The sequence below is a fragment of the Bacillus sp. FJAT-29937 genome (assembly GCF_001509555.1).
In the GTDB taxonomy this organism is placed as follows: Bacteria; Bacillota; Bacilli; order Bacillales; family Cytobacillaceae; genus Cytobacillus.
This window is the reverse complement of the sequence record NZ_LMAS01000010.1, coordinates 91416-104569: the sequence shown is the minus strand read 5'-3', so window position 1 is coordinate 104569 and position 13154 is coordinate 91416. Positions and strand designations below refer to the sequence as shown.

The window sequence follows — 13154 nt, the reverse complement described above, 5'->3', positions numbered from 1 at the left end:
AAACGATTAAACGGCCTTAGCCCTATGGAATATAGAGCTAAAGCCGCTTAGATCAATTTTATTATTACCACTGTCTACTTGACAGGGGGCAGTTCACAGTATCCATTTCGTCCTTATTTATTTTTTCGTATGGCTGCTCTTGCTAATTCATCTGCTGCCTTATTTTCAGTACTAGGGACCCATTTCATGAAAAAGAGATCAAGCTGCCTGCTTAATTTCAGAGCTGTTTCGAGTAATGAGGCATAGCCCTTTTTGGCGTACTCCTTTTCAATGGCTCGATTAACAGCTTGGGAGTCAGTCCGGAATGAAACGACTCGATATCCTTTTTCAATACAGATCTCCAGCGCTTTAATAAATGCATGATATTCGGCTTCATGATTTTCCATTTGGCCAAGCGGTATGGAATATCTTTCAATGAGACCATTTCCTTTTATAAAAATTCCTGCACCGCTAGGCCCGGGATTGCCCGCACTCGCACCATCAATGTATACTTCAATCAAACAAGCTTCCTCCAAATTTAAACAGAAAATTTTTATTCTGACCGACAACAGGGTAAGATAAAATAAGTGTACCAATAATGTGTAAGTTAAGAAAGGCTGAAAAAAATGAAATATAAATTGGAGTGGACTTATAAAATAAAAGGGAATGACGGAGTAGTCTTTCAGTCTGACTGGCTAGATGGCGAAGTGGCTTTATTAGTGGGAGAGGATATTGAGAAGAGCGGAAAAGGAAGAGATATTCTCTATCATGATGAAATGGGGACATCATGGACGACGAAAGAAATGCGGAAGCTTCTTACCGAAATTGAGGAAGATCCACACGACGTAACCGTATACTTTGATGGAGGATTTAATAAAGCCGCTTTTCAGGCTGGACTTGGTGCGGTCATTTATTATAAACAAGGGAAGAAGAAATATCGCATTCGTGCAAATGAACTCTTTCATGAAATTGAGAATAATAATGAAGCTGAATATGCGGCTCTTTACTTTACATTAAACTTGCTTGAAGAAATGGGTGTGCACCATATGATCTGCGAATTTAAAGGGGATTCACAAGGAGTATTAATGCAGCTTAAAGGAGAATGGCCATGTTTTGAAGAAAATTTAAATCGATGGCTTGATCGAATTGAACAAAAAATAAAGAAGCTTTCAATTGATGCAAGATATTCCCCAATCCCAAGAACAGAAAATAAAGAAGCGGATAAGCTTGCCACACAAGCGCTTGAAGGGAAAATGATTAATAGTAAGATGCAAGTCATTTAGGTGACTTGATGAAAGGGGTGGGCGTGAATTGAAAAGAAAGCAAATATTTGACGAGGTAGAGGATTTAATGATCACCTATTGTCAAGGCTGTCTGCTGCATAAACTTCATAAAGACGAAAAGGGTAAAAGATATGCCCACAGATTTTGCATTACAAAATGTACAGTAGGGGAACAAATAAAGCTTACCGGGAGCAAGCTTTCTAAATCTTAACGTTAAACATAAATAAAGGCTGGCAAAATGATTGCCAGCCTGATTATTTATAAAATTATAGTTTTACAACGTTTGCTGCTTGAGGTCCGCGGTTTCCTTCAACGATTTCGAAAGAAACTTCTTGGCCTTCTTCTAAAGATTTGAATCCGTCACCTTGAATAGCTGTGAAGTGTACGAATACATCATCTCCGCCTTCTACTTCGATAAAACCGAATCCTTTTTCATTGTTGAACCATTTTACTTTACCGTTTTGCATGTTAACTTTGCCTCCTAAGCCTTTCAAGACACTTTTTGTGTCCAAGATAAATATTACCACCCAACAAAATACAAAGCAGATATTTCTAGAAATAACGGAAATATATTCTGTTAAATGATGATTTTAATATACACGAATGTACCGATTCAGTCAAGGAATTTGGGGATAATTTCATAAAAACTATCAAATATTTGAAATATTTCTGAAATTTAATAAAAATTCATATTGATATTCTGAAAAAAGGTTTTCATTCAACACGAAAAAAAACTTTTCACTAATTCATAATATTAATCATTTTTCATATCTATTATTAATTAAGCAATACTCAAAAGAGGGTGAGAGCATGTACCGATTTTCGATTGATAAAGATGATTGGATATTAAGATTCTCTCCTCATGTCCAAATAGAGCCGGAAATTAAACAAATTATCGTTAGCTCTATTGCTCACTTGGGCAAGCAGCTCCCATCTTTTCCACATGGAGAGTCTTTCATCATTATGAATGATCAAATTGGATTAATTGTATTTAATGTTGAGAAAATCCCTTCCCTTATATTAACAATCTCCAATATTGTCAGTAAGGATAGATGGTATATTCAAGAAAACTTAACAATTAAACCGTATAAATAAAAATTAATTCGGCGAAAGCCGTTTTTTTTTTGGAAAAATAATTGACAATTTTATGATTCGGTTTAAAATGTTGTACTAAGGCAACATTTATATATGGATGAAAAATTGGTGTATATATCAAAGATATGTGCACTTATTGAATAAACGTGCATACACTCAAATAAAAGAGGTGAAGATTAATGAAAAAATTATTAGGGATGCTGCTTGTATTATCATTAATTATTCTTGGCGCTTGTTCATCTGACTCTTCAAATGGATATCAACGTGGTGACAAGCTCGTTGTAACAACAACGATTAGCCAAATAGCTGATGCGGTAAAAAACATCGGCGGTGACAAGGTGGACGTACAAAGTCTGATGGGGCCAGGAACTGATCCTCACCTTTATAAAGCTACACAAGGGGATATTGGGAAGCTGCAAAAAGCAGATGTAATCTTTTATAACGGGCTTCACTTAGAAGGGAAAATGCTCGATGTCCTCGAGAAAATGAATAAAGATAAACCAACTTATGCGATTGGTGATTCGCTTAAGGAAGAAGACCTATTATTGAAGGCAGATGGGAAAGGTGCCATCGATCCGCATATTTGGTTTGATATTGAATTATGGCAGAAGGCATTAACGGAAGTTGAAAATGGCCTCATAAAAGCGGATCCTGACAATGAAGCTTACTATGAAAAAAATGCACAGGAGTATTTTAATAAATTAAAAGAGTTAAAAGAATTTGCTGTTGCCGAAATGGAGAAAATTCCTTCCGAACAAAGAGTCCTAGTGACAGCACATGATGCCTTTGGATATTTTGGTGCGGCATACAATATGGAAGTAGAAGGCTTACAAGGCTTAAGTACTGATTCAGAATATGGGCTTGGCGATGTTCAAAAAATAGTAGAGTTATTGGTTACTAGAAATATTAAAGCCGTGTTTATTGAGTCAAGTATTTCCGAACGTTCCATTAATGCGGTCATTGAAGGGGCAAAGAAAAAGGGCCATGAAGTGAAAATTGGGGGAGAGCTTTACTCAGACGCGATGGGTGAAGAGGGAACCGAAGAAGGTACTTATATTGGCATGTATAAACATAATGTAAACACAATTGTAAATTCAATGAAGTAGGTGAGAATATGAATCCGGTCAAAGTGGAGAATTTAACCGTTGCTTATCAAAAGAAACCTGTATTAGAAGATGTTCAATTTGAGGTGCCGGAAGGAAAGCTGATTGGCATTATCGGGCCGAATGGGGCAGGGAAATCTACATTGATTAAAGCCGTGTTAGGATTAATACCAAAAACCTCGGGAAATGTGGAAATTTACGGAAAATTATATAGTCCAAAAGATAAGATTGTTGGGTATGTCCCGCAGAGAGGATCTGTTGACTGGGATTTCCCTACTAATGCACTTGACGTTGTGTTAATGGGGCGGTATGGACATATTGGCTGGTTTAAAAGGCCGGGAAAGAAGGATATTGAATATGCAAAAGAATGTTTAAGAAAGGTCGGTATGGAAGAGTATGCTGACAGGCAAATAAGTCAGTTATCTGGTGGTCAGCAGCAAAGGGTTTTCCTCGCTAGAGCACTTGCCCAAGATGCAAAGATATACTTTATGGATGAACCATTCGTTGGGGTGGATGCAGCCACGGAAAGAGCCATTATTGATCTTTTAAATGAATTGAAAAATCAGGGAAAAACCGTTCTTGTTGTTCACCATGATTTGCAGACAGTGAAGGACTATTTTGACCATGTGATTCTACTGAATATAAAAGTAATTGCTGCTGGAACAACAGAAGAAATATTTACAATTGAAAATCTTCATCGGACATATGGCGGAAAGCTGACGTTTTTAGAAAAAGGTCAAATAGTCGCGGAAACGCATCGGGGGTGATTCTAATGAATGACATGTTAAGACTGCTCCTGCTTGATGCAAATACACAGTGGGTACTTCTCGGTACGATGTTACTAGGAATAGCGAGTGGTGTTCTTGGCAGCATAGCACTCCTAAGAAAACAAAGTTTGATAGGGGACGCGGTCGCACATGCTGCTTTACCGGGAATATGCATTGCATTTTTGCTTATAGGAGAGAAATCACTTGTAGCATTATTAATTGGGGCAACGATCACAGGACTCCTGGCAGCTTATTGTATTCAATTCATTACATCAGCCTCCATTTTGAAAGAGGATGCGGCTATTTGTTTAGTGTTGTCGGTGTTTTTTGGATTTGGGATTGTATTATTAACAAAGGTGGCTCAGTCTCCGTCCGGAAATAAGAGCGGGCTTAGTGATTTTATTTTTGGCCAGGCGGCTTCGCTAGTAGGAAATGATGTCAAGATTATGGCTAGTACGGCTGCTGTTTTAATTTTAGTAACGGCCTTGCTTTTTAAAGAGTTAAAAGTATTAACGTTCGATCCAGAATTCGCAATCGGATTGGGGCTTCCATCTCGTTTCTTGAATTTTCTTTTTCTGACATTATTAGTAGCGGCTGTCGTGATTGGCATACAGGCTGTCGGAGTTATACTAATGGCTGCGTTATTAATTACACCAGCGATTGCTGCACGATATTGGACGGAATCGCTTGGGAAAATGGTTGTCATCTCTGGTGTTTTCGGGGCTATATCTGGAATGGCTGGTACTTTGATAAGTACACTTAGAGAGGGCTTAGCAACAGGACCATTTATTGTCGTTACTGCTACAGCATTGTTTCTCATTTCTATGCTTTTTGCGCCTCAAAGAGGCTTTGTAACGAAAAGGATAAAAAGAATTCTTCGTGATAAGCAAATAAGAGAAAAGCAAATGTTGCATCGGCAAAAAGGAAGTGGCCTATCATGAGCTATGAAGGATGGATATTAATTGTTGCTTCACTAGCCGGCATTGCATGCGGAATTACTGGCTGCTTTCTCATTTTGCGTAAGCTTTCCATGCTTGCAGATGCGATTAGCCATACTGTACTTCTTGGCATCGTCCTAGCGTTCATTATTAGCCAGAGCATGAACGGGATGTATATGCTAATTGGCGCGACAGTTGTAGGCTTATTGACTGCTTTCCTTGTTCAAGTTTTTCATAGCTCAGGGATTCAAGAGGATGCGTCAATTGGCGTCGTTTTCACCTTTCTATTTGCAGTCGGGGTTATCCTTATCACCTTGTATGCCGGAGATGTCCATTTAGATGTTGATCACGCTTTAATGGGGGAAATCACATTTGTCCCTTGGGATCTTGTGCAATGGGGCCCTTTGCCAGAATTGCCAAAAGCGTTCTTAATGCTTTCTGCTGTGCTTATCATCGACTTAATTATTATTCTGTTATTCTACAAAGAATTGAAAATAACCTCGTTTGATCCAAGCATGGCTGCAGCCATTGGCATTCCAGTTTTGCTGATCCACTACTTATTGATGGGGATGGTATCGATTACTACAGTTGCATCATTTGATAGTGTTGGCGCCATTTTAGTTGTTGCAATGCTCATTGCACCCGGTGCATCTGCCTATTTATTAACAGATAAATTAAGTATGATGCTATTATTAAGTGCCATTTTCGGAGTAGGTGCAGCCATTATTGGGTACTATTTAGCCAGCTGGCAAGATGTATCCATTTCAGGAAGCATGGCTACCATGAATGGAATTCTATTTGCACTCGTATTTTTATTTTCACCTCCGAAAGGATTCATTACGAAAAAATTAGCTAACAAAAAACTGAAAACCGAATAAAAAGAAGCTCTTCCTTAGGTGAAGGGCTTCTTTTTATTCAATAAGTTTATATTCATAATTTTTATTTGGCGATAAATCTCAAATACATTAATTACTGGAAATCGACGCATGCTAAGTGGTGAAACAAGTAACATCATGAACTTGGAGTGTTGGGGATGAACAATGCACTGAATCGATTATTTAAAAATGCCAAAAAAAGTAAACAAGTACGCCAATATGAAGAAACAAATCTCCCTCCAACTAACCAAGAAATTAGTGATCAATTAGATGAAAATTTAGTGAATATCGGAAATGCACTCGGTAACAGCGGAGACTTAGCGATTCGTGAGTTTAAAATGGGTAAACCTTCTCACCATAAAGTAGCCGTGCTTTATATAAATGGCTTAGCAGATAAGGAACTCATTGGCAGTTTAATCTTAGAACGATTAATGGAAAATAGAAAATTTGATGATGGAATCGTTGGCCCAGAGTCACTGAAACAAGTAGTATCTAACATCAAAGATAATATTTTAACAATCGGGGGGATTTCGGAAATAAGGGATTGGAATAAACTAATCCTTTCTCTATTATCAGGACAAACGATTCTATTGATCGATGGATGGAATCAAGCAATTGGATGCTCTGCACAAGGCGGAGAGATGAGAGCAATTACCGAACCGATGACAGAATCTGCTGTTCGGGGGCCAAAAAATAGCTTTACAGAGACGCTAATCACGAATACAGCTATGGTTCGTCAAAGAATTAAAAGCCCAAATTTATGGATGGAAACGATGAAGCTTGGCAACATCACTCAAACAGATATTGGCATCATCTACATGAAAGGGTTAGTCAATGACAAGCTGCTTACCGAAGTGAAGGAGCGGATTGGCAAAATCGAAGCAGATGAGTTGGATGGTTCTAATGCACTTGAAGAATGGATTTCAGATGATATATGGACTATTTGGCCTACTGTGTTAAATACAGAACGCCCGGATGTTGTGGCGGGAGAGTTGTTGGAAGGCCGAATTGCTATTTTTGTGGATGGCACACCCGAACCAATGATTTTACCAGCTACGTGGACACAATTTTTTCAGGCAGCTGAAGATTATCACGTACATTGGATTATTGCTAGTTTTTGGCGCTTTCTAAGAACCATTGCATTTATCATCACTATTTTAGGTCCAAGTCTGTTTATCGCGTTTATTTCGTTTCACCCAGAATTGATTCCAACCACTTTATTAGTAAAACTGGCAGCTCAGCGGCAAGGAATTCCGTTTCCTGTATTTATTGAGGCTTTTCTGATGGAATTTACATTTGAAGTGTTAAGGGAAGCTGGTGTTCGGCTGCCGCGGCCAGTCGGGCAGGCAGTTTCGATTGTTGGCGCACTCGTAGTCGGACAAGCAGCTGTTGAAGCGGGAATTGTTTCAAGTGCGATGGTCATTGTCGTGGCAGGGACAGCAATCTCAAGTTTTACGATCCCTCACAATCAAATGATGAATGCCTCCCGATTATTGCGTTTCATCATGATGATTTTTGCCGCTACATTTGGGCTTTATGGGCTTGGTCTTGCGGTCATTATGTTAGTCGCTCATACATGCAGTATCCGTTCTTTCGGGATTCCTTATTTGGCTCCTTATGCACCGCTTATTTTCGCAGATTGGAAAGATACAATTATTCGTTTACCGATGCCATTATTGTCTAAACGTCCTCGTTTAGTTAGTCAAATAAGAATAAAGAGGACAGATCCTACACAAAATCGAGGCCCTTCACAGAGAAATAAAGGATAACGAGTGAGAGAGGGAAGCCAATGAAACATAAATCTATCATCCTGTTTTTTTTTATTTTATCTTCGGTCCTTGTATCAGGCTGTTGGGATCGTGCCGAATTACAGGACTTGGATATCGTAAGTATGATTGGCATTGATGAAGGAGATGATGAGGAAGATATTGAGAACAGGTACCGTGTTTCGGTCCAAATTATTAATGAAGGACAAATTGGTAATCAAGGGAAAGGAATGAGTAATCCAGCTTCTCCCGTGACGACCCTTTCAGCTACAGGCAGCACAATTGCAGAGGCACTACGAAAAATTTCACCGCAATCTCCACAGGAACTTTTTTTTCCTCATGTTCAATTGATGGTGATTGGGGAGGGGGTGGCAAGAAAAACTGGCATTCAAGATATATTTGATTTAATTGAACGTGATGGTCAATTCCGGGAGCTTTTCCCTGTATTAATCGTCAAAAATTACTCCGCAAAGACATTGCTGCAAATATCAACACCGCTCGAACCTCTTCCCGCCGCCAAAATTGTTGGCGGCTTAGAATCGACAAAAAAAATCTGGGGAGAGTTTTCGTCTATTCGTGCTGACCAAGTCATTAAACAATTAAACGAAGGAGCGGCTATTTTAACTGGGATTCAAATTAATGGAAACCCGAAAGCCGGGAACAAATTAACGAATGTACAACTCATAACCCCAAAGACAAATATAGAGATAAGTGGACTTGCGATCTTTAAAGATGGGAAACTCGAAAAATGGTTGGATGGAAATGCTGCTCGCGGCGCTACATGGATCAATAATGAATTGAAATCCACGATTATTAATTTAAATTGTCCAGAGAAAAAAAAGGGGATAGCCGTTGAACTTGTTCGCGCCAAATCTAAAATAAAAGTAAAAATAATTAATAATAAGCCAATTATTCATCTTTCAGTAAGAGGAGAGGGAGGCATTTCAGAAGTTCATTGTCCGATTGATCTTAGTAACTATAAAACCATCGAAGTACTTGAACAACAGATGGAAAAGGAAATTAAAGAGGAAGTTAAGATGGCATTAGAAGCTGCGAAAGAGGCGAAAACCGATATTTTTCGTTTTGGTGAATACGTCAATCGTAAGGATCCGAAATTATGGAAAAGTTTGAAGGGAAAATGGAATGATGAAATTTTCCCCGAGACAGAAGTTATTCTCGAAGTAAATGGATTTATCCGTCGTACTGGTTTGCGAACAAAATCATATATAAAATGAAATTCTGACTTGGGATGAAGGGACTAAAAACAATGGAGAAAGCGAAAATTAGCGCCATACAACTATTTACTCTCATGTTTTTGTTTGAACTTGGGAGTGCGCTTGTCGTTGCTCTTGGAATTAGTGCCAAAAAAGATGCATGGCTTTCTATTCTTCTAGGAATGCTCGGTGGCATTGTCTTATTTTTTATTTATTATTTTTTAATTCGTCAGTACCCTGCCTTGCCATTAACTGGCTTTACGAGAAAAATATTCGGCAAATATGTTGGGTGGGTAGTTGGTTTATTATACGTTGTTTTCTTTCTGTATGCAGGTTCCCGGAATGTGCGTGATTTCGGCGAGTTATTGCTTTCATCAACGATGCCAAAAACACCGTTATTAGCCCTTAATATTTTAATGGTTCTCGCGGTTTGTTATGTCCTTTATCTAGGAATTGAAGTTTTAGCTAGGACATCCGAAGTATTTATTGTGATCTTAATCACTTTAGGGTTAATAGGAAACATTGTCATCTTTCTGTCAGGGAATATCAATGTGCAAAATTTGCTGCCGTTTCTTGAAAATGGCTGGAAACCAGTATTAACGACAGCATTTAAGCTAACGACTTTTTTCCCTTTCGGGGAAATTATCGCTTTTACGATGCTGCTTCCATATTTAAATCAAGCAAAATTAGTAAAGAGAGTATGGCTGTCTGTATTAATTTCAAGCGGGCTTTTATTAAGCTATACATTAAGTATAAATATTGTCGTGCTTGGAGTTGAACAAGTAGAGCGATCGACATTTCCGTTATTATCAACGATTGCAGAAGTCAATCTGCTAGAATTTATTCAAAGACTCGATGTGATTGTCGTCTTTACTTTTCTTATTACAATGTTTTTCAAAATATCGATCTTTTTTTATTGTGCATTAATTGGAATCGTTGATTTGTTCCATTTAAAAAGTCATCAACAGATCATCTTGCCTATTGCGATTATTCTCGTCTTTTTATCAATGACCATCGCTGCAGATTTCTCGGAACATATTGAAGAAGGATTAGACATTATCCCTTACGTCCTTTATATTCCACTTTTTGTAGTCATTCCATTGTTGATGGTTTTCGTTACTTTGCTTAGAAACCGGTAAAAAAATTAAGCTAGGTAGACTGATTTTCCTATTTCGATTACTACGTGAAGATCAGGTAACGAAAGGAGGGCTACTAAAGAGATGGAGAAGGTAAAAATTAGTGCCATTCAATTATTTGCACTCATGTTTTTATTTGAAATGGGGAGTGCGATCGTCATTAATTATGGAATGACAGCCAAAAAGGACGCTTGGCTAGCAATTCTTGTCGGCCTATGCGGCGCGATTGCACTATTCTTTATTTACTATTTTATCTTTCGCCAATATCCAAATCTGCTATTCACTGGGGTTCTTAGAAAAATTTTTGGGAAATATCTCGGGTGGATGATTGGCTTGTTATATGTTGTTTTATTTATATACGATGCTGCCCGGTCTTTACGAAATTTTGGGGATTTGCTCCTTTCATCGACAATGCCGAAAACACCGTTACTGGTTCTTAATATATTAATGATTCTTTCAGTTTCCTATGTGCTTTTTTTAGGGATTGAAGTATTAGCGAGAACGGCAGAAGTATTTATTGTTGTCTTGATTGTAATCGGTTTAGCGGGAAATTTATTAATACTAGTTTCAGGTAATTTTACATTGCCAAATTTGCTGCCGATACTTGAAAATGGCTGGAAGCCCATTTTAAAGACAGCCTTTCCGTTAACGACTGTTTATCCTTTTGCAGAATTGATTGTATTTGCGATGATCATCCCTTCTCTAAATCGGCCCCAATCAGTAAAGAAAGTATGGCTGTTTGCCTTAATTTCAAGCGGATTAGTCTTAAGTTGGACAACCGCTATAAAAATCGGCGTCCTCGGTATCGAACAAGCTGAGAATGCCACTTTCCCGTTACTATCAACTATTGCAAAAGTAAATCTATTTGATTTTATCCAGCGAATCGATGTTCTTGTTGTTTATACGAATTTGATTACGATGTTTTTTAAACTTTCCATTTTTTATTATTTTGTTGTTGTTGGTACAACCGATTTGTTTAAAGTAAAAAATCAGCAGCAAATTATTTTGCCAATGGCAGTATTAATCACCTTTTTATCGATGATTATGGCCTCAGATTATTCAGAGCATTTATATGAAGGTGTAACAATTACAACGAGATACCTTTATATTCCATTTTTGGTGATCCTTCCTTTATTGATGTTTGCTGTTTCAATGATTCGTAAGCTGTTTAATAAATAAAGCTAACTAGACGAGTTCTGTTTGTTAGCTTTATTTTTTATTTTAAACAAGATTTGTTGCCCAATTGTTAATAAAAAAAGAAAGATAACCATAATATACTCTCCTGGTTCCATTACCCAAAATGGATTTAGTAAATGGAACATTGCGTGGTAGAGTGGAAATCCCAAAAGAAGATCTAAAAAAACACTAAGTGAGGTCGTTAAAAATAATAAGAGAACAAAAATGCCTAATACTTTAATCATCAATACTCCCCTTAATAAATTAATGATATTATTATGCGCCAAAAATTGGATAAAAATTAGTAAGATTGAATTGTTGACCATTTTGATATTTTAATATATTATTAATTCGAGATAATTAAATCAAAGACATCTAAAGGAGACTTATAACATAATGAATATTCTAGTAGTAAAAGCAAACAACCGTCCAGCATCAGAAGCAGTTTCAACTAAAATGTATGAAGCTTTCATGAATAATATTGAAGGTGTAAACGTAACGACTTACGATGTGTTTGCAGAAGATATGCCTTACCTTGGTCAAGACTTATTCAGCGCTTTCGGTAAGGTTGCGTCTGGTGAAGAAATGACAGACGTGGAAAAACGTATTTTGGCTGCAAAACAAAAAGCAATGGATGCAGTAACAGCTGCAGATGTAGTTGTATTCGCATTCCCATTATGGAACTTAACAATCCCAGCTAAATTGCAATCTTTCATTGACTATATCTACCAAGCTGGATTCTCTTTCAAATATGATGAAAATGGCAATGCAGTACAATTATTAACTGACAAAAAATTTGTTGTTCTAAGTGCTCGCGGTGGCATTTATTCATCACCAGAAGCTTCACCAATGGAAATGGCTGCTACTTATATTAAAAATGTATGCGGCGGAGTATTCGGTATGAAGCTTCTTGATGAAGTGATTATTGAAGGTCATGCTGCAATGCCTGCTCAAGCCGAAACGATAATTGCCGAAGGTTTAGCAAAAGTAGAAAATGTAGCAAAAGGTTTATCAGCAGTACTAGTATAATTTTTCATAATAAAAAGGAGTAAAATTTGGAATTAGATTTTACTCCATGGTTTGGAGGCTATGGCTTAAAAGGTACAGGGGGCTGGTTTGATTCTATTGGTATGAAACCAGCAAAAAATAAAAGATGATGCTTTCTTAGTAATGGAAGCATCATTTTTTATCTGTTCTACATTGTGTACATGCATTGGGCAAGTATCCCAACCTTTGTTCCTTTATACTTGCGTCTAGCTTGATTTTTTATCAGTTTCGTGGTAAAGTGATAACAAGATTCATGTAGGGGAGGGAAACCATTTGCGTAATAATACGATGGGGTCTTTAATATGGTTACGCTTAATGCGTTTTACTAACTACAGTAACCACTTATCGAATGATTTTTTGAAACGTTTTGATTTAACAACAGCACAATTTGATGTGCTCGTGCAAATACAGGTATACCAGCCACTCACGCAAATGGAGTTAGCCGATAAAATAACAGTTACGCAAGGCGGTATTTCCCGTATGCTTGTACGACTTGAGAAAGAAGGCTACATTATACGCAAGCAAGATTGGAAAACGAAAACGATCAATCTCACTGAGAAAGGTGAAGCAATTTTATATGAGGCAATGCCAGCTCAACTTGCGTTTCAATCGTCATTTTTTGATGAGGTTTTAAATGAAGAAGAAACCAAAACATTGTACAAACTGATGACTCGTGTCCATAAACATAGCCTAAAAAAAGAATTACCGCCAAAGTAATTTTTTTAGGTTATCACTTGATTAATCAACTTATCGAATTGAAGAAGCTATTTTCAAA

Annotated in this window: 15 protein-coding genes; 13 read left to right on the top strand and 2 right to left on the bottom strand. The window is 37.5% G+C overall.

All coding sequences use genetic code 11. The annotated features are described in order from the left end of the window. Positions 1–113: 113 nt before the first annotated feature. Complete coding sequence (locus tag AR328_RS18855; protein WP_066299846.1) at positions 114–500, bottom strand: reverse transcriptase-like protein; 387 nt, start codon at positions 498–500, stop codon at positions 114–116. 105 nt (positions 501–605) lie between these two features. Between AR328_RS18855 and AR328_RS18850 the strand changes: the two genes are divergently transcribed. Then, positions 606–1262, top strand: coding sequence for a reverse transcriptase-like protein (locus tag AR328_RS18850; protein WP_066299839.1), 657 nt, complete (start codon positions 606–608; stop codon positions 1260–1262). A gap of 28 nt (positions 1263–1290) precedes the next feature. Further along, positions 1291–1473 (top strand): zinc-finger domain-containing protein, encoded by a 183-nt coding sequence (locus AR328_RS18845; protein ID WP_066299832.1) that lies wholly within the window; start codon positions 1291–1293, stop codon positions 1471–1473. Positions 1474–1528: 55 nt separating this feature from the next. Here AR328_RS18845 and cspD read toward each other — a convergent pair whose 3' ends face one another. Then, entirely contained in the window at positions 1529–1729 is a 201-nt protein-coding gene (cspD, locus tag AR328_RS18840) for a cold-shock protein CspD (RefSeq protein WP_009791749.1), read from the bottom strand. A gap of 343 nt (positions 1730–2072) precedes the next feature. Here cspD and AR328_RS18835 point away from each other — a divergent pair, with 343 nt between their 5' ends. The 11 genes from AR328_RS18835 to AR328_RS18780 all read left to right on the top strand — a co-directional run bounded on the left by AR328_RS18835 (position 2073) and on the right by AR328_RS18780 (position 13096). Then, positions 2073–2357, top strand: a complete 285-nt coding sequence (locus tag AR328_RS18835) for a hypothetical protein (RefSeq protein WP_066299826.1) — start codon at positions 2073–2075, stop codon at positions 2355–2357. Between the two features lie 179 nt (positions 2358–2536). Further along, a complete protein-coding gene (locus AR328_RS18830; RefSeq protein WP_066299821.1) occupies positions 2537–3463 on the top strand; it encodes a metal ABC transporter solute-binding protein, Zn/Mn family in 927 nt (308 codons plus the stop codon). Positions 3464–3471: 8 nt separating this feature from the next. Continuing rightward, positions 3472–4227 (top strand): metal ABC transporter ATP-binding protein, encoded by a 756-nt coding sequence (locus AR328_RS18825; protein ID WP_066299818.1) that lies wholly within the window; start codon positions 3472–3474, stop codon positions 4225–4227. A gap of 5 nt (positions 4228–4232) precedes the next feature. Then, a complete protein-coding gene (locus AR328_RS18820; RefSeq protein WP_066299815.1) occupies positions 4233–5168 on the top strand; it encodes an iron chelate uptake ABC transporter family permease subunit in 936 nt (311 codons plus the stop codon). After that, complete coding sequence (locus tag AR328_RS18815; protein WP_066299813.1) at positions 5165–6043, top strand: metal ABC transporter permease; 879 nt, start codon at positions 5165–5167, stop codon at positions 6041–6043. Before AR328_RS18820 ends, AR328_RS18815 begins: the two co-directional genes overlap by 4 nt. A gap of 155 nt (positions 6044–6198) precedes the next feature. Continuing rightward, complete coding sequence (locus AR328_RS18810; RefSeq protein WP_082677318.1) at positions 6199–7809, top strand: spore germination protein; 1611 nt, start codon at positions 6199–6201, stop codon at positions 7807–7809. Between the two features lie 20 nt (positions 7810–7829). After that, positions 7830–9041 carry a Ger(x)C family spore germination protein gene (locus tag AR328_RS18805; RefSeq protein WP_066299810.1) on the top strand — a complete coding sequence of 404 codons (1212 nt, stop codon included), beginning with the start codon at positions 7830–7832 and terminating at the stop codon, positions 9039–9041. A gap of 32 nt (positions 9042–9073) precedes the next feature. After that, entirely contained in the window at positions 9074–10159 is a 1086-nt protein-coding gene (locus AR328_RS18800) for a GerAB/ArcD/ProY family transporter (RefSeq protein WP_066299808.1), read from the top strand. Between the two features lie 81 nt (positions 10160–10240). Further along, on the top strand, positions 10241–11335 hold the full coding sequence (locus tag AR328_RS18795; protein WP_066299806.1) for a GerAB/ArcD/ProY family transporter: 1095 nt from the start codon (positions 10241–10243) through the stop codon (positions 11333–11335). Between the two features lie 393 nt (positions 11336–11728). Further along, positions 11729–12361, top strand: coding sequence for an FMN-dependent NADH-azoreductase (locus AR328_RS18785; protein WP_066299798.1), 633 nt, complete (start codon positions 11729–11731; stop codon positions 12359–12361). 291 nt (positions 12362–12652) lie between these two features. Next, positions 12653–13096 (top strand): MarR family winged helix-turn-helix transcriptional regulator, encoded by a 444-nt coding sequence (locus AR328_RS18780; RefSeq protein WP_066299795.1) that lies wholly within the window; start codon positions 12653–12655, stop codon positions 13094–13096. Positions 13097–13154: the final 58 nt, after the last annotated feature.